Here is a 26,420-nt window from a genome sequence, read left to right as displayed (position 1 = left end):
CAAAACGCTCAACGTCTTTCCCGCCAAGCTTGAGAGACTCGGCGAGGTCATCGCTTAGAAGGAGTGGCTGATGCCGAACTCGTAACCCGTAGACCTTCGCGGCGCCCAAGGCGACGAGATCGATCCCTGACCACTGAACTGGAACGGAGAGTTCGTCACCGCTACACCCATCACGGCCGGGTTATTCTGAGCATCTTTCATATTCACACGCGCGACGGTTGCGTACAGAAGCGTGCGCTTGGAAAGATAGTGAACATAGCCGAGGGCGAGCTTGTTTACTGAAGCATCTCCGCGACTATCGATCGTGTTCAACGCCACCAACGCATTCGGATCACGACGATACTTAACGCGTGAGAACGACGCTTTAATCATGCCTGGACCGATCGGAACGTTGGCCCCAATCAACAGGCCGTCGTAGCGATCGCTGCGTTGACCCGAGGTCAGTGGGGATGCAGTAACCGAACTTGTATCATCGGTCGTCCGCGAGAGTTCTCCCATAAGCTTGACGACTCCAAAATCATACGAAGCCCCAAGGTTGAACGTCTTAAGCTTTTCAGTAAACGTCAGGCTGTTGGAAGTGGTGCTGACCCCATAGGACACAGCAATATCGGCTGGACCACCGGCCCAGCCGAACCGACTTCCGACATACTTCCCCCTCTTACTGGTGAAAGTGTTGTCCAACGAAACAGCTTCTGGCAGCGCATACATGAAGTGTCCGTAGAAGCCACCTAAGTTGCTCGGAAGGAAGTACCCAATACTGTCGCTCGCCCGAAGTGCCCCGTCAGAAGCGGCAGCACCCAAACCAGCCCCCTGAGTGCTACCACCCAGCGATCGAAGACCAGCCTGGGCGACTGGCGTGATACCCGCGCGCACAGTCTGCAGGTTCGCACGAACGGCGTAGACTGCGCTCGCCGCGACACCGCTGTTCCCCCACGGGTCGAAGATGTAATCGCTAAAGTAGGTCGGGACGAAGTGACGGCCCAAACGGATCTCGCCGAAGTCTCCGTACAAGCTAACAGTAGACCGTCGCAAGAAGGTCACGCCTGAGTTGCCGCTATCGGTTGCCAGCGCCGATTCCAGCCAGAACCCCGCAGCCAATCCTCCTCCGAGATCCTCAGTACCTCGAAACGCAAGACGACTGGTGCTATAGCCGCCCGATGCGAGCACATTTCTACTTTGCTTGGTCGTACGGCTACCCGAATAGAAGTAGTCGCTCAGCGTCCTCGGCACAAATGCGCTTTCAACTTCATAGTGGCTGATCGCGGTATCGATGATCCCGGAAATGGTGATCGACGATTGGGCCGATGCAGATATTGCTATCCCCATCAAAGAAAGCAGACTCGCAGTTTTTTTCATCCCAGACTCCATGGTGGTAAACAGTGGGAAATCACAGTCGACAGAACTGCAACGGAATCAGCCCGCACCCTTCCAACCGAGCGGATGCCGTTGCTCCAACCTGCGAAATCGAAAAGACAGTAAACCTCTTCAAGCGCGCAAGTACCCCCGGTGCGCACTAGTCGCAACGGTAGATTCAGAAAGTTGAAGAGCCGAAATCCGCCTCGAGACACATCAATAAAGGCCAAGTACGGTTACCTGCTTGCATATTTCGCAGCAGATTCGACCCTGGACCGCATCGATCAACGGATTGAGCACTGTTTCGAATCGCGCATGTTCTCGTCGCGATAAGAGCCAAGGCACCCACCAGCAGAAAAACTGCTTTGCACGGACTCCAACGGACCATTCAAGACCCGCTTGCTAAGTCTGACTTAACGTTTTCCGCCAAACTGCAACATCACGCTCACTTGATATTTGTATATGCTTGGGCAATGCAATCTCTTCCCACATTACGAGAAGCGATGACCTCTCCAAACCTGAGAGTGCCCGCGCGGAAGGCATGAAATCGCCTAGTGCGAGCACGCCAGCATGGAGAATGCTCTCTTTGATCGGCACGGTACTTCGACCGTTTTGGACCGAGCCCGACCGAAGCCCCCGCCTAGTCGCTGCGCGCCGGCGAACAGGAGACATCGGGTATGAAAAAGCTTGCGTCAGAGATACTCACAATCTCTGAGCAAGCCCTTGGGACAACCGTATCCCTCAAGGTCGCATGAACGACTTTTTTGACATCGCCCGCCATCGCCGCGTAGGCACTCCCTCTACTGAGCATCAGATAGTTATGCCAACCCAGACGTGAGGGTGGAATCGGCAAGATCTGCAGCGCCTGCAGCCAGCTTCGTGATTGCCATAAACGAAGAGGTGTTGTCACCGCCCATCCGACTCCGGCTGCAACAAGACTCAGCACCGGATCAGTAGCCTCAAAATGAAAGCGGCGCGCGGCTTCGATCCCAAGGTGAGAGAGGAACTGCTCAATGGCCTTCCCAATATCAGACGACTGGCTATAGCGAATGAGTGGGAGCTGACAGTCCACCCGCTCCTTCAGGTCGAAGGCGCTCGTCATTGAGGAGACATTCATCGACCGCGGAAAGACAGCGACCCAGCTTTCGCCGAACAGCAGTTCCCGAGAAGAGTCCAACTCTTCAAGTGGCGCTTCATCGCAGATTACCAAGTCAATATCGCAGGCCTGAAGCTGTGCGTACAAGCTGGACGTGCGTCCAGACGAGAACTGCAAGTCATACGAATTGCTACTCAACCCCTTGATAAGCGCCGGACCTAGTGCCGTCGCCAGCGCGTCCACGCACCCGAGGCGAACTCGGCCAAGATCCTCGCTCGAAGTCAAGCGCACCCGCTCTACGAGAAGCCGTGCATCTTGGAGCAGGGAACCAGACAGCTCTAACAGCTCTCTCCCGGCACGAGTGAACTGTGCTGGCCTCATCTCGCGATCAAAGAGCCGAGCGCCCAGCTCCGTCTCAAGCGATTTGACTATCTGACTTATCGCGCTCTGTGAAATTCCGATCTTTCGCGCGGCGCGTGCCATCGATCCAAACTCATAAACGGCAAGAAAGGTCTCCAGAGCTTTGAGATCTGGCAAGGACCGATGGCCCTTGGGAGCGCCGAAAGGTGCATTGACGTTAGTGCGGGAGGGCATAGCTTCTTATCGCATGCTGCCTCTCGCACCACTTTTAGCCGCTAGCTTCAGTCAAACTAATGCTCAGGATCAGTTCATCTTGAGCTATCTCGTGTTCGCGGCAATCCTTCTAATCTGCGGATGCCTAACTATCGTGCTTTACGCCGCGATGGTAGCTGGCCATCGACGCCATACTCATCGACTATCGATGTCGCAGAGGACCGCTGGGCTAGTAAAAAACCTGCAATACACGACACGAATGACTGTACAACGGCGCTCTTTGCTCGAATTTGCTCGCACGGACATCGACGACATCATCGAGATCCGAAGAGATATTCATGCGAACCCGGAGTTGGGCATGGAGGAGGAGCGGACAGCTCGACTGGTGCAGTCGAAGCTTCGCGCCTGGGGAATCGACGTAGTACCAGGCATCGGTCATCTCGGCCTAGTCGCCACAATTTTTGGTCGACATCAAGGTACGCGCCAGATCGGCCTGCGGGCGGATATGGACGCGCTCGCCCTGACTGAAGCAAATTCTCTTCCCCACGCCTCTATCCACATAGGAAAGATGCATGCTTGTGGACATGACGGTCATACTGCCATGCTTCTTGGTGCCGCGCGACTGTTGGCACGAGAGCCGGACTTTGCAGGCAGAGTCCATCTGATTTTCCAGCCTGCAGAAGAAGGTCGCGGGGGCGCAAATGCCATGATCAACGATGGGCTCTTCGAGCGCTTTCACTGCGACAGAGTCTATGGCCTTCACTCGTACCCGACGATGCCCGTCGGCAGCTTTGGGATTCGACCACACGAATTCATGGCGGCAGCAGGAAGGTGGGAGGTCACTTTCTCAGGCTCGGGTGGCCATGGAGGGATGAGCCCGCATCTTGCGGCCGACTTGGCGCTTGTGCAGGCGCAGTTTGTGATGGGCCTACAGTCGATCGTCTCACGCAATGTACCCCCGGCGGACACAGCGATCATCAGCGTCGGGCACGTCCATGCCGGAAATCCGGCTGCCTTGAACGTCATGCCCTCCGAACTGCGGATCGGAGGGACTATGCGTGCGTTCTCAGCGGCCATTCAGGCACTCCTTGAGCGGCGTTTGACTGAAATAGCCAAAGCTCAGGCCTCGCTTGCAGGAGCAACAGCGAGCGTGAGGTGCTGGTGGAGCTCTGCACCCGTGATCAACGAGGAAGCATCCACCGCTCTGGCAATTCGAGCGGCCGAGCGCGCTACAGATGTCGGGGAGGTCGACCGCTCGATGGCGAGGATGACCGCCGGCGAGGACTTCTCGTGGATGCTCCAAAAGCGACCAGGCGCGTTCATGTTTCTGGGAAACGGCCGCAGACTCGGCGACGGGGGCGGCCATCTGCATATGCCCAACTACGATTTCAACGACGACGCCTTGCCATATGGCATCGCCTACTGGCTAAGTGTTGTTCGGGAGGAACTCGGAGCAACCCAATCGTAGAGTCTTGCCACGCTCCCCGCCGGCTTGAAACATAGCCCTGTACTGCATTTGAACGGCTGAAAGAGAAATTAACAATCATGAGCTCAGCTCGCGCGGAGACCTTGCCAGATTGGGACTGCCTGGCAAGTTGGGTCGCAGTTATCGAAGCCGGCAGCGTCTCCAAAGGAGCCGAAATGCTAGGGGTATCTCAGGCGGCCGTGTCTCTGCGCATCAAGCAGATCGAAGAGGCGACCCAGACTCTTTTGCTCGACAGAGCCACCCGTCCGGCAAAACCAACAGCAGCCGGCCAACGCCTCTTTGAACACGCGAAGGGGCTCCTGACACAGGCCGACCAGATGATGGAGAGCGTGCGTGCAGTCAGTCGTGCCAAGCGACTGATCGTTCGGTTCGGCTGTGTTGACTCCTTTGCCGCAACCATAGGGCCAACGCTCATACGTGCACTGACAGGGTCGTCCCATCAGATACGCCTGTGGTCAGGTATCGCGGCGACGCTTGATACGTCGATCGAGAACCGGCAACTCGACTTGGCCGTGACTACCAGCGATCGCTCTCTCCCCGGAGTTGCCCGTGCGCACCTGTTCTCGGAGAACTACTTCGTCGTGGTTCCGGCAAGTTTGGAACTCGAGAAACTCGGCTCCTTGCAGTCGGTTGCCAAGCTGCTTCCATTCCTGCGCTACAGCGCCCGATCGCTCATTGGGCAACAAGTCGACGGCTACCTCCAGCGCCACGGAGCTGACCTAGATCGAACCTGTGAACTAGATGCCACTGACCCACTACTGAGCTTGGTTTCCGCCGGCATGGGTTTCGCGTTCTCGACCCCGCTGTGCATCTGGCAATCGCGGCAGTTCGTCAAGGGAATTAGAATCGTTCCGCTGACCGCCTTTACTCATCACGGACGTCAGAATGAATCGCTCGTCCGCAATTTTTATTTGGCATCGCGAAAAGGTGAACTCGGAACCCTGCCACACCAGGTCTGCGATCTCATACGCTCTACCGTCCGAGGGACGCTTGCTAAGGAACTCGCAGCGGCCTCGATCTTTCCGAAAGAAGAGATCTTCACCTAGCGGGAACGTTCCTTGTGCGTGCGAAGCTCAGCGCCATACCCGCTGGGCAACCCTGTACATGTTCTCACCCATGACCATGGCGGTCTCGGCGGCACTCATTCCAAGCTGAAGAAGAGCCGCGTCCAGCGCCAGCCACGTCTCTGGCGGCGCGAATCGGCTCGAGGACTTCCCATTCGCATCCCGCTTGTATCCCGCCGATGCCGGCCACCAGTATGTCGGGTCAAAATCACCCGGAGGACGAGTGACCAAGCCGGCTTGTGGCATGGAGTAATCCATCCCGATGCCCACGTGCTCGGGTCCGACCAGCGAAGCAATGTAAGCGGCATGTCTTGCGATAGATGCCGCATCCGGCTCCGCGCCCAGAAATGCGGATACCCCAGACACGCAGATGACGCCGCCTGTTGCAGCACATGCCCGGATCTGCTCATCACTGATGTTGCGCCCATGTTCGGCCAAACCCAGCACATTCGCGTGACTGAAGACGACTGGATCGGCTGAAGCCTCCATGATCTCTAGGCTACAGCGTCGCCCAGTGTGCGCACAATCCATCAGAATGCCGGCCCGATTGATGGCAGCCACAACCTTGTATCCCAATGATGTCAAGCCCTGCTCCACATCATGGCACCCGCCTGCTACTGAATTATTTCGGTTGTAAGCAAGATGAATTTGGCGCACCCCTAAGGTCTTGTAGAGGTTAACCATATTCGGGTCGTCCATTAAAGGCATCGATCCCTCAAGATCAAACGCGATTGCAAGGCGATTGCTAGACCGCGCCTGGGCGATATCTTCGAGCGAATGTACGAGCACGTACTTTTGCTGATTGGATTCAATGGTTGCCCTGTACCCCGCAATCACGGCCATAACCTGCGCTAGGGGGTTCATATCCATCCCAACGTTGACGCATGCATAGTGAACACCCGCTGCGTGCAAACGATCAAGGGGCTCAAAGCTCGCTTCCGGGTGCAGAGGTAGACATGTGTGCGCTTCCCAATACACATCACGAAGTGCAGAAGGTGTCAATCTTTCGTCCATTTTTTGCCTTACAACCTTATGCAGCTATGGGAACCCTACGAAAGCCCTCGGAGGCCTCGATCAAGCTTTTTGTGTAGTCGTGAGCCACCCGACGTTCAACAAGCTGAGTGGACGAAAGAAGTTCAACCGTCCGGCCGCCCCGCATGACCATCAGTCGCTCGCACAGATGGGTTACGACCGCAAGGTCGTGACTCACCATGATGAAGGTAAGCCTTCTTAGCCGACGTAGCTCTTCCAACAGATTCAGCACCTCAGCTTGCACAGAGGCATCGAGTGCGGAGGTTGGTTCGTCCAAGAGTAGGACTTGCGGCTCTAGGATGAGTGCACGCGCGATGGCGATGCGCTGCCGCTGACCGCCTGAAAGTTGGTGCGGATAGCGGAAGCGAAATCCTTTTCCCAAACCGACCTCTTCAAGCGCTCTCTCGATGCGTTGCTCGGCATCTGAGACCCGATGTATCGCCAATGGCTCGGCCAGAATCCGATCGACCGTTTGCCGCGGGTGCAAGGATCCATAAGGATCCTGAAACACCATCTGAACCTTTCGCCGGAATCCCAAGCTACCTGGCGTGGGCATGGTTTCGGCTGCAGAAGCCGCCGCGACTAAGCGAACTTGGCCTGAGACCGGCGCATTCAATCCGCAGATAGCTCTCAGGACGGTCGACTTCCCAGAGCCGGACTCACCCACGATGCCGAAACTCTCGCCAGGCGCGACCTCAAACCCTGTGTCATGCACGGCGACGAACCCGCCGAAGCACACACGCAGGCCGTCAACACGTAATCCGAGAGGGCTATGTGCCCGGGCGTTCCGCGTATCCTTCATAGTGCCCATTCCGGCTGCCGGTTCAAGGTCGTCAGAGGGTGCGAGGCACCTCCTAGCTGCGGCAGACAAGCCATCAGACCACGCGTATAAGGGTGCTTGGCATGGGCGAGCCCGCCGGCCGACAGTTCCTCCACAACTCGTCCCGCGTACATGACGAGGATCCGGTCGCAAAAAGAAGAAACGAGACGAAGGTCGTGCGATACGAAGATCAGCCCCATCCCTCGTTGCGCCACTAGTTTGTCAAGTACCGACAACACTTGCAGTTGAACGGTGACATCCAAGGCAGACGTCGGCTCATCGGCTATCAAAACAGAAGGATTCGCAATAAGCATCATTGCGATCATTGCGCGCTGCCCCATTCCGCCGGACATCTCATTAGGATAGAGCTTGTACACGCGTTCGGGATCCTCGATCCCTACCGATGCAAGGGCTCTCAAAACCTGCTCGCGAGTCTGCGATCGCCCGACTCTCTGATGAGACCGGAGCGTTTCAGCGATCTGATCTCCCACAGTCATCACGGGATTCATTGAGAATTTTGGATCTTGCAACACCATCGCGATGCTGCCGCCGCGCAGGGCACGCCGTTGTCGAGGAGAACACCGCAAGAGATCGATGTCACCGAAAGTCAGACGCTCGGCGCTCACTCGTCCTTGCGGCGGAGTCAGTCCTAGTATGGCTCGTCCGGTTTGTGATTTCCCCGATCCCGACTCACCAACAATCCCTAGACGTTCGCGTCCAAGTCTGAAGGACACACCACGCACCGCCTCGACGTACTCGCCACTCCTTGAAGGAAAGGCGACGCGCAGATTTTCGACGCAGAGCAAACTTTCTTCATTGCCTGGCGATTTCATTTGCTTCCCTTCGGATCGAGCGCATCGCGCAGTCCATCACCCAACAGATTGAAGGCAAGGCTTACAATAAAAATTGCAGCCCCCGGTGCCGCCGCAACCCACCATTGATCGAGTATGTACAAGCGCCCATTGGCAATCATGGCGCCCCACTCTGGCATGGGCGGTTGAGCTCCCAATCCCAGAAATCCCAATCCGGCAGCCGTGAGAATGATCCCTGCCATATCCAACGTCACGCGAACGATCAGCGACGAAACGCAGAGTGGCATGACATGCCGCAGGACAATACGCCAAGGCGAAGCTCCCAAAAGTCGAACAGCCGCTATGTAGTCCGCTTGGCGGATCGTCAGCGTCTCTGCACGAGCAATGCGTGCATAGGGAGGCCAGGAAGTGATCGCGATCGCGATGACGGCATTTTCGATGCCCGGCCCTAGGGCGGCTGCGAAGGCCAAGGCTAGCACCAACCGCGGGAATGCCAAGAAGATGTCGGTGATACGCATCAGAACGGAATCCACCCATCCTCCCGCGTAACCTGCGACGGTCCCCACCAAGAGACCGATGGGAGCTGCAAGTACGGCCACAAGCGCAACCACTAGGAGGGTAATGCGCGATCCATGAATAAGCCGCGAGAGAATGTCTCGGCCCTGATCGTCAGTACCCAGCCAGTACTGCCCCGATGGCGGCAGCAATCTTGTTGTTCGCAGATCGCCCAGGTAGGGGGAGTGAGGTGCAAGAATGCTCGCGAACACGGCCACTACGACCAAAGCAAGCACAATTGTCAAGCCAACCACCGCGAGCTTGTTCTGCGCGAAGACAGTACACGCACTGTAGATTCTGCCGAGAAGCGCTTGCCTGCGCGATGCGGGTTTGTCAGACATCAGCCACTCGCGCAACTGAACTGTAGGTCGAGCTGAGCTATTCATCGCACACGCGTCCTCGGGTCCAGCAGCTTGTAAAGCAGGTCGGAGAAAAGATTGAGGGATATAAAAATTGCACCAATAACCACTGTTCCGCCCAGAACGGCATTAATGTCTGCGCTCTGAAGCGAACTGGTGATGTACATCCCTAGACCAGGCCACGAGAATACCGTTTCAGTCAGCACGGAGCCTTCGAGCAGGCCCGCGTACGAGAGCGCGATCACAGTGATAAGTGGCACCGCTGCATTTCGAAGCGCGTGACGCCAAATGATCCTGGTCTCCGACAGGCCCTTGGCCCTTGCGGCGATGATGTATTCCTGCGCGAGTTCGTTCAGCATGAAGGAGCGTGTCATCCGACTGATATACGCTAGCGAAAAGTAGCCTAGGAGAGACGCTGGAAGAATCAAGTGCGAGAGCACATTGCCAAATGCCTCCCACTCTCCTGCCATAGCCGTATCCAGCAGCATGAGTCCCGTCGTCTGTGAGAACGCAAACTCATAGCTGACGTCAATTCTTCCTGGTCCTCCTGCCCAGCCCAACTTGGCATAGAACACGACCAATGCCATCAGCCCCAACCAGAATCCCGGGACTGAGTACCCGATAAGTCCGGTCACTCGGACCACTTGATCAACAAGACCGCCACGCTTGACCGCTGCCCAGACGCCCAACGGAACACCCAGGCCTGCGCCAATAAGAATCCCCAGGCTAGCCAGCTCAAAAGTCGCCGGAAACGCCCTACGGATGTCCTGCATCACTGGGTTGGAAGTCAGCAGCGATGTGCCGAAGTCGCCCCGGAGAACTTTGCCGATATAGATGTAGAACTGTTCAATTAGCGGTTTGTTCAGCCCCATTTCCTGGCGTACACGCTCTACAAGCTCCGCCGACGCGTTTTCCCCAACCACTGTCACCACAGGATCGATCGGCATGACGCGACCTATAAAAAAGGTGACGGCCAATAGACCGAGGAAAGTGAGTGCCATCGCCACAATAAAGTTGGCGATCAAACGAGCTCCTTGCCCCAGGCGCTCCCTCCTTCGCGTCGAGGTCGACGCACGGGGGGAGCGCGGAGCCAAAGCGGGTGAAACCATGACGTTACTTAGAGATGGAGGTCAGGTCGGTAGAATTCGCCGTTGCACCAATAGTGAGGCCCTTGATCTCCGTGCGAAATGCCGCGACTTCCACCTGCTGATAGAGCACAACGAACGGACTACTCGCGCGGAATTTCGCCTGAAGGTCCCTATATTGGCCTTTGCGCTTCTCCAGATCGCGCTCCAATAAAGCGGCATCCGTTGCTTGAGTAATATCTCGGTCGAACCAGCCTGTTCGCCACGCCAGGTTCCTCGTCTTCGCTGCCTCGGAGTTGTCGGGGTTTCTTGCAAATGCATCAGCGAATGCGTGTGGATCCCAGTAGTCCGCTCCCCAGCGACCGATATAGATGTCGTGCGCCCGTGCCCTGTACTTGGTCACGGTCTGTTTGCCATCCCCAGGGACGATCTCGATCTCTATGCCTGCGCGCTTTGCGGACTGTTGAATGGCCTCTGCCACGCCTTGAAGGGGCTGGATTGAACGAACATCAAAGGTAACCTTAAAGCCATTGGAATAACCCGCCTTATTGAGCAAGGCTTTTGCTTTCTCCACGTCAAGGCGGTATGGGTTTTCCGCGCTCGCCCCTAAGATTCCCTGCGGAATGAAGTTTTGATTGACGACACCAATTCCTTTGAGCATCGTCTCACTCAACGCCTCATAGTCCACAAGGAACTTAAACGCCTCACGAACTTCAGGTTTCGACAAGTAGGGATTTTTCTGGTTGAGGCTCAGGTAGATCAACCCGCCCTTAGCAGTGCGCGTTGTCGCAATCGATTTGTTTGCAGTCAAAGCGGCAAGATCACCGGGCGATAGATTTCGCGCAACATCCACGTCACCCTTCTCCAATAGCAGCCTCTGGGTGGTGGTCTCCTTGACGTGACGGTAGATCACACGCGCAAGCTTGGCCTTCGGTCCGGCCGAATAGTTTTCGTTGCGCTCGAGCGCGACGATCTCATTCGCCCGCCACTCTCTCAGCTTGAAAGGGCCTGAGCCTGCATGACGCGTTTTCAACCAAGCCGATCCCCAGTCACTGTCTTTCTCGTTGCTCTGAAGTAGCTTCTTGTCGACGATCGATGCCACATTTGCCGTCAAACAGTTATAGACGAATGCCGGCGAGTAGACTCGGTCTGTTTCCAGCGTCAAGGTAAGGGGGCCAACTGATTTCACCTTGTCGCGAACATTCGCCTTTGACCATCCAAGCTGCGTCAAGATAAACGCTGGAGCCTTATCCAGGATGACTGCACGCTGCAGCGAATAGGCCACGTCTTCTGCCGTCAAAGAGTTCCCGGAAGCGAATTTCAGGTCCGGCTTCAATTCGAAGGTGAACGTCTTCCCGTCTCCGGAAACCGACCACGAACGTGCTGCGTCGGCGACCAGTTTCAACGGATCGTGCGGATCATTCTTCAGCAAGCGCTCATACGTATTGCCTGAGACCTCGTTCGTCTCATAGCCCTCCGCTGGGTCGAACGAAAAGATATCGTCAAAAGTCGATGCGATGACCAGGGTGTCCTTGGGGGTCGCCGCCATCGAAGGCTGAAGATAAATTGCTGCACTGCACAAGAGCAACGCTTGTGTGATCGGCCAAGCATTTTTGAACGTCATGAGTCTTCCTAGATGTCAAGCCAAGGGATGCAAGGTATGCGCGACGACTCCCCACCTCCGCTACACACACATGGAGGTAAACGTGCGCTCCACCGAGTAGCACGAAAATCGTAGTTCGAAGTTCCCGAGCAGCGTATTACATAAGTAAATGCGCTACTAAACTTCAAATTCTGTGAAGCTTCCAGATGCCGCTACGCCCCGAGGGCGAGCCACAGACGAAAAAAACACGTAGCGCATGGCGCACCGGCGCTTTAGCCCAGGCACCGCGCGAAGACTACCCAACCGTTTCACATGGACTGGGAAGCCGTCGCCGACGGCGGCCTGGCGCTTACCGCTCGAGGCCGGCCACGCGCTTTTGGTACTGAATAGCCGATAGCACAGCGATGCGCCGTATCGGCTCCGGAGGCAACCACGTGGGGCGCTCCAAACCAAGAGCATCGGTAAGCTCGGGAGATCGTTGCCCGCATGCCATCTCGCCTAGGAGCTTGCCAAACATGCTGCCTTTGAGCACCCCGGCACCGTTGCACCCCAAGGACACGTACATATTTTTCTTGACCTCACCGAAATAGAGGGCTCCGTTTCGGGTGAGCGCTGTGACGCCGCCCCAGACGTACTCAAACTTATGGCTGGACAATCCCGGGAATCGACGCCGATAGCAATCTGTCAGCAGCTCCCGGATGCGGTCAAGAGGCTGCTCTGACTCATACGAAAACGCACTGCGAACCATGAATCTACCTTCTCCGGTTCGGCGAAGTGTCGACCCCAAACGGTTCGCGGGGATCACGCCCCACTCCCCTTGAGAACCGAAAGCGTCGAGCTGCGCGCCGCCGAGCACCGGCGTCAAGGCGGCGTAGGTGTAGATCGTCAGCACGCGATCGCGCGCCAAGCCCAGTTTGCGAGCAAAGCCATTGTTAGCAATTACTACGCGCTGCGCTCTCAACGTAGCTGTCGCCGTAGTAACCGTGTAAGGCCCCTGCCCTTCCAACCCGACGACTGGTTCACCTTCCCAAAGCTGTACGCTTCCAGGTAGGCTGTCTGCCAAGCCGCGCACAAGCGCTGCGGGCTGCACAAACACGTTGTTTGCCGAGTGATAGCCGTAGCGATAGTAGCCCGTGCCGATCTCCGTCGCTAGAGCACTGCGATCCAGCTCGCGGTACTTGACTCCCCATTCCTTGTACTGCTTGAGGGTCTCGCGTAGGCGGCGCTCTCCCTCCTGAGTGGCGGCCGCATGGTACTTACCCACGGGGTTCCAGCCACAGTCGATACGGTGGTCAACGACAAGCTGGCGCAACCATTCGAGACCGGTGTTGTACAGACGAATCTGCTTGCGTGCCGCCTCCGCCTCACTACCATGCCCAGACATGCCCGTGTTATGTGGCAAATTGATCATGAACCCGGAGTTGCGTCCGGCAGACCCCTCCCCTACCTCCACGGCGTCAATAACCAGTACCGACGATTCGGGCTCGATTTCGGCGATCCTGCGCGCGGCTGCAAGGCCGGTGTACCCGGCCCCAATTACGATGACATCGAAGCTGCGCTCCGATGGTGCGCGGGTTTGTGCTACCCGCGGCTTAAGCATCTGATTCCAGCCGGAGCGTGCCTGGTAGGACGGGTGGCTAGCTTTGATATTTTTAGGTGTTCGCTTCATGAGATCAACGTGAACGGCTTCAAGCCTTGCTTTCCAAGCTACGCATCACCTCCGCTTGCACGATGCCCCATATCTGAGACTTCAACTCGTTGTAGCGAGCTGACAGTTGAACTTCGGCATTACGTGGTAAAGGCAGGTCGTTTCGGATGTCACACGCAACCCGACCGGGCCGTGCACTAAGAATTACCATTCGAGTCGAAAGCAGCAACGCTTCATCAATCGAATGCGTAATGAAGACGATCGTCTTGCCGCTCTTTGCGTAGATCTGGAGCAACTCCTCCTGCAGCACTTGCCGCGTCATGGCGTCCAGCGCAGCAAAGGGCTCATCTAGGAGGATGACATCCGGATCATTGGCCAGGACCCGAGCGATCGAAACCCGCTGACGCATACCACCGGAAAGTGCCTTGGGATAGTGGCTTTCGAACCCCTTGAGCCCGACCATCTCGATGAAGCGGTTTGCGGTCCGCCGTCGCTCTGCCAAACCTATCCCCTTCATCTTTAGACCAAACGCGACGTTATCGAGCACGTTCATCCAAGGAAAGAGCGCGTACTGCTGGAATACCATGCCGCACTGCGGATCCACGCCTTTGACTGCACGGCCATTCACTACGATCTGCCCCGAGGACGGCGGCTCGAAACCGGTGATCATGTTTAGCAGCGTCGATTTACCGCAACCCGACGCTCCGAGCAAAACCAAGAATTCGCCCTTGGCGATTTGCAGGTCAACGCGCTCCAGCGCTAGAAAGCTTCCATACTTTTTAGACACGCCTTCGATCGAGATCATCATCTCTTCCGCCTTCATGCCTGCCACCTTAGAACCCGACGCTCGAGGACGCGAAACAGCATGTCAGTAATCAGCACTGTCAGGCTGATCATCACCATGCCCAGCACGACTGTCTCCGTTTGAAAGAACTCCTTGCCATTCATGATCAGAAATCCCAGGCCCTCGCGAGCTGCCACAAGTTCGGCAGAAATGACGCAAGTCCACGCCAGTCCCAAGATGACTTTCAAGCCACTCAGAATTTGGGGCAAGCTGCCCGGAAGAATTACTTCACGCATCACCTGCCACCGGCTGGCCCCAAGATTCTGGGCCGCTCGGATTAGCAGTGGATCAACATTTCGAGTCGCCTCGATCACGTAGACCAGCGCCGGAGCGAACGTGCCCATGAAAACGATGCTGTACTTCTGGGTTTCCGTAATCCCAAACCAGAGAAGAGAAAGTGGCACCCAACTCATCGAAGGCAGCGGTCGCAGCAACGACAAGATCGGGTCGAACGCTGCGCGCGCATAGCGAGAAGTACCAAGAACAATGCCCAGAGGCGTAGCGACAAGAGTTGCCGCGAAAAACCCCGCCATGACGCGGCGCGTCGAAGCAAGAACATTCCCCACAAGCGTTCCGTCAGCAAACATCGCGCTACCGCGCACGAACACTGCACTCGGCGCTGGCAGGAAGATCGGATCGACGAGTCCACCGCGGCACGCGGCTTCCCACGCAAGCAGCAAGACGAGAATGGCCACTGCGCTTGTTGCAAGCAGCCCAGTTCGCGAAGGTTTGGTTGCCGTCATACTGGCGGCCCTCAAACGAAAGACGCGTTCATCCACTCCCGCACGGGAGGCGCTTTGTCTATTTGCTTAAGCGCAACGAGCATCTCCGCCACGCGCTGCAAGCCTTCAACATATTTGCCCGATGAATTCAGCAATTGTGCCTGCTGCTCCAGGGTATACCACTCGGTTCCCTTCACGACCTCTAGTTGGTCTGCGTCGGACAGCCCTGTCATTGGCATCAGCACTGAACTCGCCTCCTGCGGTCGATCTCGGAGTACCGAGCTCGCTGCAAAGTAGGATTTCAAGAAACTCTTGATAACCGCAGGATTCTTCTCGGCAAAGGCCGTACGAGCAACGATAACGTCCGGGCCTGGAGTAATCCCATACGCCTTGTAGAGCGAGAAACTCGTGTCATCCGCCAACAGCTTCACGCCTGGCATGGCGCGAATTCGATTGAACTGAGGCGTCCAAGCCGCCACGGCGTCGATCTGCCCCGATTGGAAGGCGGCTGGAAGTTCGGGCGCGGGTACGTTGATAACCGTCACATCCGACGCACTAAGACCGGCAGCACTCAGTAGGTCAAGGATCAGGAGGTGCGTGCTCGCGGCAAAGGTAACCCCAATCTTCTTTCCCTTGAGGTCTTTGATCGACGCGACGTCACTGCGCACAAACAACCCCTCCACACGACCAAAGCTCTCCGGAATCGCGATCACAGAGAAGTGCTTCGATCCCCTTGCCATCAACGCGAACGCCGACACGGCGCCGGTCAATCCGATGTCGACTCCACCCGAGAGGATCGCGCTCATACGAGCAGAGCCGGTCCCAAAGACTTGCCACTGCAAATCAATGCCTTGCTGGGACAGCGAACCGTTCTTCATGGCGAGATACGCTGGATAGTGTCCAAGCCAGGCAGACCCTCCATACTGGACCTGTGCGGCGGGCTGCGCCAAGGCGAAAGATGGCAAGCTCACCGCGGTCGCCGTAGCGGCACATGTGTTGAGGAAGCCACGGCGTGTAGATAGTTTCATTCTTTGTCTCCTGCGCGATTTCGCACACATTCATTCGGCCAGCGCGGAACGCGGTCAAGATGAATGCACTTTTTGGAGACCTTGGATGAAAGCACTGAGCGGTGGAGTCAGCATCCTGCGATGTACGGCAAGATGGCATAGTTGCCCATCGTGGCTCCTGACGCGCCACAAGCAAGACTCCGTCAACAGATCACTCGGCCGGTCCAGTGCTTTTCCTTGGTCCGAGCCGATTCTTCGCTGAGCGCCGAAGAAGCCCGCTAGCTTAAGTTTCTCTGATCATTAGAATAAATATTCTCGATTCCAAGAGCTGGTCAGACTGACAATCTACCCATAAGAACCGACTGGTTGCGCGCCAACACCCACGTAGATCAACGTCAAGCACGCTGCGCTCCGAATTTCCTTCGAAGGCCCGAGCACAGATCGCGGAAGCGGCAGGCCATCAGTGCAGCTTCCACGGTGCAATCGCAGAAACTGTAGGACCGGGTGTAAGTGCTGATGCCTCTTCTAAAAGCGGCTGCAGGGCACACATCTATTCCGCCTCCGACGGGGGGCACCAGGGTCAGGGCGGCCTGACGGAGTCCGAGCTTCGCCATCCAAGTAACGGAATATGGCTCTGTGGCCGCCATGCAAAACCGATGGATAACAACGACGGGCGGGCTTAACCGCCAGAAACGCTGCTGAGCTACAAGGCCCTTCGCGAAGCCCACGTGCGCCTAGAGCACCAAGGCTTGTATCCACCGATCGGATAGTTCCATGAGCTTGAGATCTTGAAGAGGCCGCCTTTTAATACTCCGCGGACGAGCCGCACTCCCATACCAGAGCATTCTCTTGAGGTTTTGAAAAAACCAGGTATCTCAGACCGTCACACGCATAATTTGATTACGACAAAGTAAACAAATGCGGATTTCCTGCTTACGCTTCAAAAGCTAACAGGTCCAAGATTTCCTCTACAGATCGAACGACGTAATCCGGCTGGCGACCGAGCTCGTCAAATGCCACTTGTCCTCTGTTTACCCAACACACCCTGTACCCAAAAGCCTTAGCTCCCGTAGCGTCCCATGGGTTTGACGACACAAAGAGGATCGATCCCCGACCCAGCCTCATCTGCTTTTCTCCAAGCTCGTAGGCGTGCGGATGAGGCTTGAACACCCGCGCATCGTCGACGCTTATGAGATGAGCGAATTCCCCCACGAGCGCAGAGTTCCGCACGATACTGTCAATCGTTCGCTTGGAACCGTTCGACAGGATTGCTAGCTTCAGTCCCCGCTCGTTCAAGGCCCGTAGGGCGCTCGGGACTTCGGAGAACGGACGAAGCCGCAAGTACAGGCTGTTAAGCGCATCTGCAGCTTCTTCATCACACTCCAGCCTCAACTGGCGGCAGGTGTACGTTAAAGCGTCGTGCGTAGCACGCTCGAAATCCTCGTACTCACCCATGAGCGTTCGCAGCCACGCGTACTCCAGCTGCTTTTGCCTCCAAAGCACACTGATCTCTCGACCTCGACCGGGAAATCGCCGCTCACACTCCCCCGCCACAGAATGCACGTCATACAGGGTTCCATACATGTCGAACGCGACACCCTTGATGTTGTTCATTTTCGTCTCCGTTTGGCGCAAATTTTCCCCGTAGTTCATTTCGAAACTGGATTCGGCACGGGACGCCGCTATATCCAAACGTCCACCAGCCTTCGCATGGGGCGTCGCAGCTCAACATCGGCCTACGTCCACTTCCACCCATCGATTGCTCTGTGCGCTTCTCAGCTCAAAAATTCACGTATCGCGGACGCGATCTCCTTCGCATGCGTCTCCAGCGCAAAGTGGCCCGTCTCGAAAAACATCACACGTGCGTCGGGCACATCGCGCTTGAAAGCTTCTGCCCCCGCGGGGAGGAAGAATGGATCTTTGTCTCCCCACACCGCGAGCACACGAGGCTTATGCGTTCGTAGATACGCCTGGAACGCCGGATACATCTCGAGGTTGCTCTGGTAGTTGCCGAAGAGGTCCAGCTGAATCTCAGCCATCCCCTCACGACTGAGGTAGTACGTGTCGAGCGTGTATCCATCAGGGGAAATAGCCGTGGTGTCTTTCACCCCGTGCGTGTATTGCCACCGCGTTGTCTCGGGCGTAAGAAGGGCCCGGAGTGCATCGCGATTCTCCTGAGATGGACTCTCCCAATAGGTACGAATCGGGTTCCAGCCTTCACTTAAACCTTCAAGATATGCATTGCCATTTTGCGTGACTATCTCGCTTACACGCTCCGGATGACGAACGGCCAAGCGAAATCCAACTGGAGCCCCATAGTCAAAAACGTAGATTCCGAAGTGGTCCAACTCAAGCTTCTCGGTAAATGCCTCGATCACATCAGCCAAGTGATCGAACGTATACGAAAACGTATCCCGTGATGGCATTGACGATTGGCCGAAACCTGGCAGGTCGGGCGCTACGATATGAAACCGATCAGCTAGCAACGGGATGAGGTCCCGAAACATGTGACTAGAGCTAGGAAACCCATGCAGAAGCAGCAGCGTTGGCAGATTGGGCGTACCTGCTTCACGGTAGAACACGGTCACACCGTCGACGTCTACGGCTCGATTCGAGATAGCGGTCATCTTTCACTCCAGTAGGTGGAACTTCCATATCGGCGCGGCAAGGCTACTAAACTCCATAGTAACCTGTCAAGCCTCGTTGACAGGTTACTATCAAGCTCAGTCGCACTACCTGGAGACAACAGGATGACCAGCTTCTCCAAAGTGAAGCCGGGTGAACCGCCGAGCACGGAGGCCATCTCCGGCTGCGTCGCGTTGGACTACCTCAATACGGTTAGAAACTTTGGACCAAATGAGTTAGAGGGGTTAGGCTCTGGGCGAGACCTACTTGCTTGGATGGAAGCAACGGGCTTGATGTCCAAGAGCGAGGGCTTAGCGATGCGCATACTCGCCAAGCAGGAAGAACTGGACATGGCTGCTGTTGACGCAAGGGTGCTGAGGGAGTGGTTCCGCGGCGTGGCAACGCAGCGCATGGCACCAACCTTTCCTGCAGTGCAGGTGGAAAATCTAGAAACACTTAACGAGCTACTAGATAAGGGAAGTCGCATTGAGAGGCGGCTGCAGGTGGTCAGAGAACGAGGCAACACGAGTCTGCGGGTACGCAGCGATCGGATCTGGAACGCTGCGGGAGACTTGGTCTACCTTCTCGCAACCGTCGTTGCACATGCCATCTGCGAGACAGATTTCTCGCAGGTGAAGCAATGTGAGGGGTCCGGATGCAGTTTATTGTTCTTTGGCACGACACAAGGGCGCATGCGTCGTTGGTGCAGCATGAGCCTATGCGGAAACCGCGCTAAGCAAGCGGCACATCGCGTGAGAGCGAAGAGCCGGGGTACATCGAGTTGGTCGTCCTGATGAACTTCATCGACTGTCACAGTCTGCGATAGTCGATGAGTGTTCGCCCAAAGTTTTTCCCTTCAAGTTGGTCGATGCTGGTTTCTAGAAGCTGGTTCAACTGGATATATCGAACATGTGATCGAAGCTTTTCGAAATCTGGCTTCCATTCAGAGGCAAGCCGCTCCCAAACACGCTGCCTCGACGCGAGAGGTGGGTTCGCGACAATTCCGACCAGCTGTATCGCGCGAAGGATGAAAGGAAGAACACTTCCTTCAAATGAGTTTCCTCCTGCGTTTCCGACGCTTGCAACGCAGGCTTTCTGGTGCATCACGCTCAATAGCCACTGAAGGGTCGAGCCACCGACGTTATCGATCGCAGCAGAGAATCGAGCCCTGTTCAGTGGCCGTTCTAGTTGTGCTCCGAGATCTGAACTATCCACAATTTCGACACAACCTAGAGCACGCAAAGTTGACTCATGGCCTGCGCGCCGCGTAACTGCAGCTACCTCATACCCAGCTATTTGAAGAATCTCAATAGCCATCAGACCCACAGATCCCGTCGCTCCCGTTACCGCGACGGGGCCTTCGCGCTTTTTTACTCCAGAACTCTCGATCTGCTCGATCGACATCGCCGCCGTCACGGCAGGTACTCCCAGGATGGCCGCTTCTTCAACCGTAAGAGTGGGGGGCAGTCGCACAAGATGCTCCGATCGTGTGCGCACGTATTCGGAAAACGCACCGTCGTAAGCAATACCTGTCGAGAAACCGTGAAGGATGACGTGATCACCAGGCTCGAATTCAGGCGACTCGGATAACACGACCTCTCCAACTAGTTCAATTCCAGCGATCCTTGGGAATCCTTGAATTATTTTCGCTCGACCATGCAGCGAGAGACAGTCCTTGTAGTTGACACCGGCAAAGAGCGTTCGCAGCACTACGTCCCCCGGCGTTAGTTCCTCCAAGCAGGCCCTTTCCATTCGACTTACCGTCTTACCATCCACGACGTGCGTGCGCACCACATCGAATGGGACACCATTAACTATTACTGCGCTCATCCTGCTCCTTCCGATCGGGCGATAAATTGAGCTTGTTTGCACTGCCAACAAGCAAAGGCTCTAAATCGTAGTCAAGGTACTTGCTCGCACAGCATCTGTTCCGCACTGCGGATCAGTGGCGCCGAAATCTTGACCAAGCTGCAGCACCCGAGAAATGATTCCCTACGACTGCAAATGCATTCGACAGGAGAAACTTATGCTCGACCAAGACGAGGCGCCGCTCATTTTCAGCATCAAGAGGGGGGTCGCCCACCTCAAGCTCAATCGCCCTCATGTTGGTAACGCAATCAACTCAGAAATGGCAAAACTCTTGCTCGACGCTGCCCTTGCGTGCGCGGCGGACTCAACCGTCAGGGCGGTGTTGCTCGAGGGAGCCGGAACAAACTTCTGCTACGGCGGGGACGTTCGGGCCTTCCACACTGCTGGCAGTGACCTCCCGTGGGAGATCGAGAAGATCATCACTCCCTTGAATGCCGCGCTCGGGGTTTTCGGGCGCATGCAGGCGCCCGTTGTCGCCATTGTTCAGGGCGTGGCAGCCGGCGGTGGGCTGGGTCTTGCTATCGCCGCCGATTTGACGTTGGCAGCGCGCTCTGCATCATTTAAGACGGCCTACACGGCAATTGGCTTCTGTGGAGATGCAGCAACGACGTTCATGCTACCGCGTCACATCGGCCTGCGCCGAGCGCGAGAGCTAATGCTGACGAACCGATCCGTTGCTGCTGAGGAAGCCTACGAGATGGGTCTCATCGATCGAGTCTGCAACGACGCTGATCTTGTCATGTGCGGATCGGAACTTGCGGCGCAACTTGCAGACGGTTCGCCACTGGCTCATGCGTCGGTGAAGGCGCTTCTAAGCGAATCACTTTCCGTCACTCTGGAGCAGCAGTTGGCTTCGGAGGCGAAAGCCATGATTGCACTAGCCCGCACTCGAGATACGCAAGAAGCGATCCGCGCGTTCGTCGACAAACGCAAGCCGAGCTTTGATGCACGCTAGTTGCTCTTTGAGAGCCCCTTTCGCCACATCCTCACATTCTTCCACCCGCAGCACTCAGACCTGCGCTTCCTCGATTGCTCAGTAGCGAAAAATGAACGATATCAGCCAGAGTATTAGTTCGAGGGCCACACCTCAGCGTTTTCCCGCAGACCGGATCACACACGGGCCCAGCATCTTCGAAACTGATGTGACCGAAGGTCTTAGAAGGCGCGTTCGCACCTTTACTCTCCAGAACATCGCGCCCCACGCTCACGAATGGGATGAGATGGGAACGTTTCCCCTTTCACTTTACCGGCAGGCGGCAGAGACAGGCATTCTTGGGGCTGGCTTTCCTCTGGAGTACGGTGGGCGGGGAGGAGATCTCAAGGAAGTCCTACTTGTGAAAGAGGAGTTGGCAAGGTTCGGAAGCGGCGGAGTTCGCGTCGCCCTGACAACTCACACCATCGCGCTGCCTCCAATTCTGGCGCTTGGTGACGAAGCGCTCAAGCGCGCAGTGGTCCCAGAAGTGCTCAGCGGCCGCAAGCTGGCGGCTCTCGCAGTTTCAGAGCCGGAGGGCGGATCAGACGTCGCAAGTATCCGAACGAGCGCTCAACGTGACGGGGACCACTACATCATCAACGGAAGAAAGCTTTTTATCTCCACGGGCATACGCGGCGACTTCTTCACGCTTGCGGTACGTACAGACGAAAGGAGCCGCGATGGCTTATCGCTTCTTCTCGTTAACCGAGACACGCCTGGATTCCGCCAGCTTCCATTGGAAAAGACTGGATGGTGGGCATCCGATACTGCTGAGTTGATCTTTGATAACTGTAGGGTTCCTATTGCCCAGCGCATCGGTAACGAGGGCGATGGATTTAAGGGCCTCATGCGTAACTTCAATCAGGAACGCCTGGGTAATGCAGCAATCGTCCTGGGCGCCTCGAAGGCTTGCTATGACGAGGCCGTTGCATGGACTAGAAGCCGTGAGGTTTTTGGCGAGCGACTAATCGAAAAGCAGGTGGTACGACATATGTTGGTCGATATGGCGACGAAAATCCAAGCAGTCGAGGCAACGTTAGATTTACTGACATCTCGGTTTATGCAAGGTCACGCAGATGCAGCGCAGATTGCCATGCTGAAAAATTTGGCGACTGAGAGCTATGAATGCTGCGCCTCTCATGCCGTTCAACTCCACGGTGGCCACGGCATCCTTCGTCGGAACAAAGTGGATCGACTCTTTCGCGAATCCAAGATTCTGTCTATCGGCGGTGGCGCCGCTGAAATTCTGAAAGACCTGGCGGCACGCCAGCTGCAGCTCTAGGGACTATTCGAATTTTTTCAAACTAGAAGGACGAGACAACATGAAACGCGCTCTATTCACTTTGCTGCTGGTAGCGTCAGCACTGAGTCCTCTTCCGCTACTGGCCCAGGGCGCAAAAAATTTCCCGAGCCAGCCCATCAAGGTTTTGGTCCCATACGCTCCAGGCGGTGTGGGAGATGTGCTTTCACGAGTAGTGGGCGATCGCGTGACGGCGATCCTTGGTCAACCGGTGATAGTGGAATCACGCCCCGGCGGCAACAGCAACATCGCCACACTCGCTGTGCTCCGCGCGCCTGCCGACGGTCAGACTTGGCTCATGGCATCGCCCTCTCTGTCGGCAAATCCCTCGCTCTACCCCGGTGTGTGGAACACGGTCAAGGACTTTACCGCCGTTGGGATAGTCGCCACCGCGCCAAGCCTCATTACAGTTCCGGCCAGTAGCAGCAGTAAAACGCTTGCGGAATTCGTGGCTGCTGCCAAGGCTGCACCGGGAAAGCTCAACTACGGAAACCCGGCGATCGGTTCCTCAATGCATCTCAACACAGAGCTTTTCAAGCTCGCGGCCGGCATCGACCTTACAAGTGTGCCGTATAAGGGTCAGCCGCCAACCGTCCTTGATTTAATTCGCGGCGATCTCTCGGTAACCTTGCTCTCTCCGGGATTGGCTATTCCCCAGATCCAATCGGGACGGCTACGGGCATTGGCCGTTGTAGGTGAGAGACGACTTAAGGAACTACCGGAGGTACCCACGATCGCCGAAGCTGGCTATCCGGAAGCCAACGCCGTCCCGCACTATGGACTTGTTGTTTCTTCCCACACACCAAGAGACATCGCGCAAAAAATTAACGCCGCCATTTCTCGCATCTTGACGGAGCCCGAAGTACAAGAAAAGCTACGCTTTGCGGGACTTGACCCCGAGCCTCCCCGAGACCTGGAGGCGTCACAGGCCGTGTTGCAAGCTGATGTCCGCAAGTATGCGGAGGTTATCTCACGCGCTGGCATCAAAGGTGAGTAGTGATGCTACGCAACGATACCTTGACAATGAGTACACAAGTAGCGCAACCCAGAGGCCTTTATTTCGAGGACTTCGAGATCGGTCGCAGTTACCTTACTCCACGCCGGACAGTAACCCATGCGGACATCACGGCGTTCTGCGGGCTTTCGGGTGACTACAACGCTCCGCACGCAGATTGGGAATTCTGTAAGTCCCAACCTTACGGTGAGGTCATCGCGCACGGCCCTTTGATATTAGCAATCGCCACGGGGTTACAGTGCCAGAGCGGGATCAACGATGGCACGGTCGTTGCCATGCTGGGGATGGAAAAATGGAGCATCCTAATCCCCGTGAAACATGGCGACACGATTCACGTTCAGATCATTCCTCTCAAGAAGCGGCTTACCTCCGATGGGAAACGGGGCATCGTCGAGTTTGAGCGTAATGTCATCAACCAACGCGGTGAAAAGGTGCAAACGATGATTTCGTCAGCGCTATACATTTGCCGCGTCCAACTGCGAGATTCGGTGTGACAGCAACTAGCGTTTCGAATGGGCCCTTGCATGGCATCCGCATCTTGGACATGGCCACGGTCCTTGCGGCTCCAATGGCAGCGACGCTTTGCGCAGACCTCGGCGCCGATGTAGTAAAGCTTGAACTTCCAGATGGTAGCGACACCTTGCGATCTCTATCGCCGACCAAAGGGAAGCATGCACTTCATTGGAAGGTCACAAATCGAGGGAAGCGCGGGATCACGCTAGATGTTCGGAAGGAAGAAGGTCGGCAGATCTTTCTCGAGCTCATCAAAAATTTTGATGTGCTGGTGGAGAATTTTCGGGTCGGAACCCTCGAACGATGGAATCTCGACATGGAGACTCTTCATAGGGCGAATCCATCCCTTTGCATTCTGAGGCTCACCGGATTCGGTCAAACAGGACCCTATTCGCAACGGCCAGGCTTCGCGCGGATCTTTGAGGCCATGAGTGGCTGGGCAAATCTCACTGGCACTCCCAATGCGCCACCCCAACATATGAACTACTCTCTTGGGGATGTGGTTGCAGGGGTATTTGGTGCATTCTCAATAGCAAGCGCCATGGCAGAGCGGCGCGGCAGCAGTGAGTTACCCGGACGCGTGATCGATCTTTCAGCCACTGAAGCGCTTCTGCGGCTACTGGACCCACTGCCCGTTGAGTTTGAACAACTAGGAACGATTCGTCAACGCTCGGGATCGCGCGCGACCTATACAGCTCCATCGAATGTCTATCGATCACAGGATGGCCAATGGATAACGTTAGTTGGTACATCACAGCCCATTTTTCGAAGGCTGTGCCAAGCAATGGACAGATCTGACCTGTTGGCTGACGAAAGATTCTCAGACTCGAACGAGCGGCTCGCGAATGTCCACACGCTAGACAAACTTGTTGAGGCTTGGTGCGAATCTATGAGCCTAGCATTGCTCACCGAAGTTTTACGAAGGCATGAGGTCCCGTTCAGCAAAGTGAACGATATCTCTGACGTGCTCTCCGACCCGCATCTTCAAGCGCGAAACGCCATTATTCGTCTTGCTGATCCCGAGTTGGGTAGCGTTCCAGCACCATGTGTGGTGCCTCGATTCCAAGGCTACTCTCCTCAGGCCCCACGTAGCGGTCCGTCGCTTGGAGAGCACAATGCGACGGTATACAGTGAGCTGGGAATCACATCCATTCACCTTGAGCGATTGCGCGCAGCAGGCATCATCTAGTCGTGCACTCGAGATATCTGCAGGCAATACCTAAGACCAGTCGCTGAGAAACTTTTCTAGCGCAAAGGCCATCCCGTTTGCCCAACAAAACGCTCAATTTGCTCCTGCTGGCTAAGTAGACCACGAACCTGGTGGACAAGGTTTACCAACTTGGGAGCGACGTCGCGTCGTAACGCCTCGCCCGTCGGGTCAAACGCGGGGATGGAGCAATTGAATGTTAGCCGGTGTTGTCCGATCGGCTCAGACAATGCGACTGCGGCACCAAGGTAGCCGGGTCGGATTTCCTGCAGCGACACACAATAGCCGTGCTGCTCATAGTCGATGAGGGCCGCATCAATGTTCGCTTTCTGCCTGTCCCATCGCTCCGGGTCGTTCACGCGAATCTTATTGATCAAGCGAGTACGCTCCGTGGCGCTCATGGCCGCCAAAGTAGCGCGACCGATTGCACTCTCGAGAATTGGCCATATGAGGCCAATATCCGGAAGATGCTCCGGATTTGGACTACTCCGACAAGTCTCGACATAGACGATACGGGTCCGGTCCAGCACGCCCAACGATACGGTGCCCTTGATCTCTGCAGCCAAATTCCGCATCAGGGGCTGCGCGATTTGTCGAATTGGCATGCTTGCGAGGACAGGATGACCCAAAGCCAGAACTGCGGGAGACAACGAATAGCTTCGGTCGACATTTTGGTGCATGTAGCCTAGCTTGCTCAGCGTGTAGGTAATGCGCGCGACTGTAGCTTTGGCCAACTTCGTCTTCGTAGAGATCTCTCCTAAACCGAGAGATGTACGCCGCGATGCAAAGCATTCGAGCACCTGCAGCCCGCGCTCCAGGGCTACGATCAAATTGCGATCTTCGTTCATTTGAGAACTGT

General features: G+C 56.1%; 24 protein-coding genes. 8 read left to right on the top strand and 16 right to left on the bottom strand.

Annotated elements, in window-relative coordinates; all coding sequences use genetic code 11:
- Positions 1–54: 54 nt before the first annotated feature.
- Both AC07PU_RS30850 and AC07PU_RS30845 read right to left on the bottom strand, forming a co-directional pair.
- A complete protein-coding gene (locus AC07PU_RS30850) occupies positions 55–1,356 on the bottom strand; it encodes a porin (RefSeq protein WP_495322086.1) in 1,302 nt (433 codons plus the stop codon).
- Positions 1,357–1,993: 637 nt separating this feature from the next.
- Positions 1,994–2,986 (bottom strand): LysR family transcriptional regulator, encoded by a 993-nt coding sequence (locus AC07PU_RS30845; RefSeq protein WP_495322085.1) that lies wholly within the window; start codon positions 2,984–2,986, stop codon positions 1,994–1,996.
- Positions 2,987–3,122: 136 nt separating this feature from the next.
- Between AC07PU_RS30845 and AC07PU_RS30840 the strand changes: the two genes are divergently transcribed.
- Positions 3,123–4,490: an amidohydrolase gene (locus AC07PU_RS30840; protein ID WP_495322084.1), complete on the top strand. Its 1,368-nt coding sequence runs from the start codon at positions 3,123–3,125 to the stop codon at positions 4,488–4,490.
- Positions 4,491–4,567: 77 nt separating this feature from the next.
- Positions 4,568–5,554, top strand: coding sequence for a LysR family transcriptional regulator (locus AC07PU_RS30835; protein WP_495322083.1), 987 nt, complete (start codon positions 4,568–4,570; stop codon positions 5,552–5,554).
- Between the two features lie 27 nt (positions 5,555–5,581).
- Here AC07PU_RS30835 and AC07PU_RS30830 read toward each other — a convergent pair whose 3' ends face one another.
- From AC07PU_RS30830 to AC07PU_RS30775, 12 genes are all read right to left on the bottom strand, one after another.
- The gene (locus tag AC07PU_RS30830) at positions 5,582–6,586 is read right to left on the bottom strand and encodes a dipeptidase (protein ID WP_495322082.1); all 1,005 of its coding nucleotides are present in this window, start codon (positions 6,584–6,586) and stop codon (positions 5,582–5,584) included.
- 16 nt (positions 6,587–6,602) lie between these two features.
- Entirely contained in the window at positions 6,603–7,406 is an 804-nt protein-coding gene (locus AC07PU_RS30825; protein WP_495322081.1) for an ABC transporter ATP-binding protein, read from the bottom strand.
- Positions 7,403–8,257 carry an ABC transporter ATP-binding protein gene (locus tag AC07PU_RS30820; protein ID WP_495322080.1) on the bottom strand — a complete coding sequence of 285 codons (855 nt, stop codon included), beginning with the start codon at positions 8,255–8,257 and terminating at the stop codon, positions 7,403–7,405. The genes AC07PU_RS30825 and AC07PU_RS30820 overlap by 4 nt, the downstream gene beginning before the upstream one ends.
- Positions 8,254–9,132 carry a nickel transporter permease gene (gene nikC / locus AC07PU_RS30815; protein ID WP_495322079.1) on the bottom strand — a complete coding sequence of 293 codons (879 nt, stop codon included), beginning with the start codon at positions 9,130–9,132 and terminating at the stop codon, positions 8,254–8,256. Before nikC ends, AC07PU_RS30820 begins: the two co-directional genes overlap by 4 nt.
- Before the next feature lie 41 nt (positions 9,133–9,173).
- Positions 9,174–10,259 (bottom strand): ABC transporter permease, encoded by a 1,086-nt coding sequence (locus AC07PU_RS30810; RefSeq protein WP_495322078.1) that lies wholly within the window; start codon positions 10,257–10,259, stop codon positions 9,174–9,176.
- A 4-nt stretch (positions 10,260–10,263) separates the two neighbouring features.
- Complete coding sequence (locus AC07PU_RS30805) at positions 10,264–11,859, bottom strand: ABC transporter substrate-binding protein (RefSeq protein WP_495322077.1); 1,596 nt, start codon at positions 11,857–11,859, stop codon at positions 10,264–10,266.
- Between the two features lie 328 nt (positions 11,860–12,187).
- Entirely contained in the window at positions 12,188–13,507 is a 1,320-nt protein-coding gene (locus AC07PU_RS30800; protein WP_495322076.1) for an NAD(P)/FAD-dependent oxidoreductase, read from the bottom strand.
- Between the two features lie 19 nt (positions 13,508–13,526).
- Positions 13,527–14,291: an ABC transporter ATP-binding protein gene (locus AC07PU_RS30795; RefSeq protein WP_495322353.1), complete on the bottom strand. Its 765-nt coding sequence runs from the start codon at positions 14,289–14,291 to the stop codon at positions 13,527–13,529.
- Between the two features lie 14 nt (positions 14,292–14,305).
- A complete protein-coding gene (locus AC07PU_RS30790; RefSeq protein WP_495322075.1) occupies positions 14,306–15,073 on the bottom strand; it encodes an ABC transporter permease in 768 nt (255 codons plus the stop codon).
- Between the two features lie 11 nt (positions 15,074–15,084).
- Positions 15,085–16,080 (bottom strand): ABC transporter substrate-binding protein, encoded by a 996-nt coding sequence (locus AC07PU_RS30785; protein WP_495322074.1) that lies wholly within the window; start codon positions 16,078–16,080, stop codon positions 15,085–15,087.
- 912 nt (positions 16,081–16,992) lie between these two features.
- Positions 16,993–17,673 carry a haloacid dehalogenase type II gene (locus tag AC07PU_RS30780; RefSeq protein WP_495322073.1) on the bottom strand — a complete coding sequence of 227 codons (681 nt, stop codon included), beginning with the start codon at positions 17,671–17,673 and terminating at the stop codon, positions 16,993–16,995.
- A 161-nt stretch (positions 17,674–17,834) separates the two neighbouring features.
- Entirely contained in the window at positions 17,835–18,686 is an 852-nt protein-coding gene (locus AC07PU_RS30775) for an alpha/beta fold hydrolase (RefSeq protein WP_495322072.1), read from the bottom strand.
- A gap of 123 nt (positions 18,687–18,809) precedes the next feature.
- On the opposite strand from AC07PU_RS30775, the gene AC07PU_RS30770 reads away from it, so the two are divergent.
- A complete protein-coding gene (locus tag AC07PU_RS30770) occupies positions 18,810–19,478 on the top strand; it encodes a CGNR zinc finger domain-containing protein (protein WP_495322071.1) in 669 nt (222 codons plus the stop codon).
- A gap of 16 nt (positions 19,479–19,494) precedes the next feature.
- Here AC07PU_RS30770 and AC07PU_RS30765 read toward each other — a convergent pair whose 3' ends face one another.
- Complete coding sequence (locus AC07PU_RS30765; RefSeq protein WP_495322070.1) at positions 19,495–20,514, bottom strand: YhdH/YhfP family quinone oxidoreductase; 1,020 nt, start codon at positions 20,512–20,514, stop codon at positions 19,495–19,497.
- A gap of 196 nt (positions 20,515–20,710) precedes the next feature.
- Between AC07PU_RS30765 and AC07PU_RS30760 the strand changes: the two genes are divergently transcribed.
- The 5 genes from AC07PU_RS30760 (at position 20,711) to AC07PU_RS30740 (ending at position 25,543) form a co-directional block, all read left to right on the top strand.
- Positions 20,711–21,508, top strand: a complete 798-nt coding sequence (locus AC07PU_RS30760; RefSeq protein ID WP_495322069.1) for an enoyl-CoA hydratase/isomerase family protein — start codon at positions 20,711–20,713, stop codon at positions 21,506–21,508.
- 91 nt (positions 21,509–21,599) lie between these two features.
- Positions 21,600–22,808, top strand: coding sequence for an acyl-CoA dehydrogenase family protein (locus AC07PU_RS30755; protein ID WP_495322068.1), 1,209 nt, complete (start codon positions 21,600–21,602; stop codon positions 22,806–22,808).
- 40 nt (positions 22,809–22,848) lie between these two features.
- On the top strand, positions 22,849–23,823 hold the full coding sequence (locus AC07PU_RS30750) for a Bug family tripartite tricarboxylate transporter substrate binding protein (RefSeq protein ID WP_495322067.1): 975 nt from the start codon (positions 22,849–22,851) through the stop codon (positions 23,821–23,823).
- Between the two features lie 2 nt (positions 23,824–23,825).
- Complete coding sequence (locus tag AC07PU_RS30745; RefSeq protein ID WP_495322066.1) at positions 23,826–24,335, top strand: MaoC/PaaZ C-terminal domain-containing protein; 510 nt, start codon at positions 23,826–23,828, stop codon at positions 24,333–24,335.
- Positions 24,332–25,543, top strand: a complete 1,212-nt coding sequence (locus AC07PU_RS30740; RefSeq protein ID WP_495322065.1) for a CaiB/BaiF CoA transferase family protein — start codon at positions 24,332–24,334, stop codon at positions 25,541–25,543. The genes AC07PU_RS30745 and AC07PU_RS30740 overlap by 4 nt, the downstream gene beginning before the upstream one ends.
- Positions 25,544–25,599: 56 nt before the next feature.
- Here the strand turns inward: AC07PU_RS30740 and AC07PU_RS30735 are convergent, their stop codons facing one another.
- Positions 25,600–26,409, bottom strand: coding sequence for an IclR family transcriptional regulator (locus AC07PU_RS30735; protein ID WP_495322064.1), 810 nt, complete (start codon positions 26,407–26,409; stop codon positions 25,600–25,602).
- Positions 26,410–26,420 lie beyond the last annotated feature (11 nt).

The sequence above is a fragment of the Variovorax sp. GW821-FHT10D07 genome (genome assembly GCF_059415325.1).
The sequence above is the reverse complement of the archived record's forward strand: the minus strand, read 5'-3'. Positions and strand labels throughout refer to the sequence as shown.

Excerpts from the sequence above, each read along its gene's own strand:
- AC07PU_RS30760 (WP_495322069.1), top strand. The coding sequence starts at position 20,711 with ATGCTCGACCAAGACGAGGCGCCGCTCATTTTCAGCATCAAGAGGGGG.
- AC07PU_RS30790 (WP_495322075.1), bottom strand. The coding sequence starts at position 15,073 with ATGACGGCAACCAAACCTTCGCGAACTGGGCTGCTTGCAACAAGCGCA.
- AC07PU_RS30820 (WP_495322080.1), bottom strand. The coding sequence starts at position 8,257 with ATGAAATCGCCAGGCAATGAAGAAAGTTTGCTCTGCGTCGAAAATCTG.
- AC07PU_RS30805 (WP_495322077.1), bottom strand. The coding sequence starts at position 11,859 with ATGACGTTCAAAAATGCTTGGCCGATCACACAAGCGTTGCTCTTGTGC.
- AC07PU_RS30825 (WP_495322081.1), bottom strand. The coding sequence starts at position 7,406 with ATGAAGGATACGCGGAACGCCCGGGCACATAGCCCTCTCGGATTACGT.
- AC07PU_RS30755 (WP_495322068.1), top strand. The coding sequence starts at position 21,600 with ATGAACGATATCAGCCAGAGTATTAGTTCGAGGGCCACACCTCAGCGT.
- AC07PU_RS30775 (WP_495322072.1), bottom strand. The coding sequence starts at position 18,686 with ATGACCGCTATCTCGAATCGAGCCGTAGACGTCGACGGTGTGACCGTG.
- AC07PU_RS30750 (WP_495322067.1), top strand. The coding sequence starts at position 22,849 with ATGAAACGCGCTCTATTCACTTTGCTGCTGGTAGCGTCAGCACTGAGT.
- AC07PU_RS30785 (WP_495322074.1), bottom strand. The coding sequence starts at position 16,080 with ATGAAACTATCTACACGCCGTGGCTTCCTCAACACATGTGCCGCTACG.
- AC07PU_RS30780 (WP_495322073.1), bottom strand. The coding sequence starts at position 17,673 with ATGAACAACATCAAGGGTGTCGCGTTCGACATGTATGGAACCCTGTAT.
- AC07PU_RS30800 (WP_495322076.1), bottom strand. The coding sequence starts at position 13,507 with ATGAAGCGAACACCTAAAAATATCAAAGCTAGCCACCCGTCCTACCAG.
- AC07PU_RS30765 (WP_495322070.1), bottom strand. The coding sequence starts at position 20,514 with ATGAGCGCAGTAATAGTTAATGGTGTCCCATTCGATGTGGTGCGCACG.
- nikC (WP_495322079.1), bottom strand. The coding sequence starts at position 9,132 with ATGTCTGACAAACCCGCATCGCGCAGGCAAGCGCTTCTCGGCAGAATC.
- AC07PU_RS30830 (WP_495322082.1), bottom strand. The coding sequence starts at position 6,586 with ATGGACGAAAGATTGACACCTTCTGCACTTCGTGATGTGTATTGGGAA.
- AC07PU_RS30770 (WP_495322071.1), top strand. The coding sequence starts at position 18,810 with ATGACCAGCTTCTCCAAAGTGAAGCCGGGTGAACCGCCGAGCACGGAG.
- AC07PU_RS30735 (WP_495322064.1), bottom strand. The coding sequence starts at position 26,409 with ATGAACGAAGATCGCAATTTGATCGTAGCCCTGGAGCGCGGGCTGCAG.
- AC07PU_RS30850 (WP_495322086.1), bottom strand. The coding sequence starts at position 1,356 with ATGAAAAAAACTGCGAGTCTGCTTTCTTTGATGGGGATAGCAATATCT.
- AC07PU_RS30745 (WP_495322066.1), top strand. The coding sequence starts at position 23,826 with ATGCTACGCAACGATACCTTGACAATGAGTACACAAGTAGCGCAACCC.
- AC07PU_RS30810 (WP_495322078.1), bottom strand. The coding sequence starts at position 10,259 with ATGGTTTCACCCGCTTTGGCTCCGCGCTCCCCCCGTGCGTCGACCTCG.
- AC07PU_RS30835 (WP_495322083.1), top strand. The coding sequence starts at position 4,568 with ATGAGCTCAGCTCGCGCGGAGACCTTGCCAGATTGGGACTGCCTGGCA.
- AC07PU_RS30795 (WP_495322353.1), bottom strand. The coding sequence starts at position 14,291 with ATGATCTCGATCGAAGGCGTGTCTAAAAAGTATGGAAGCTTTCTAGCG.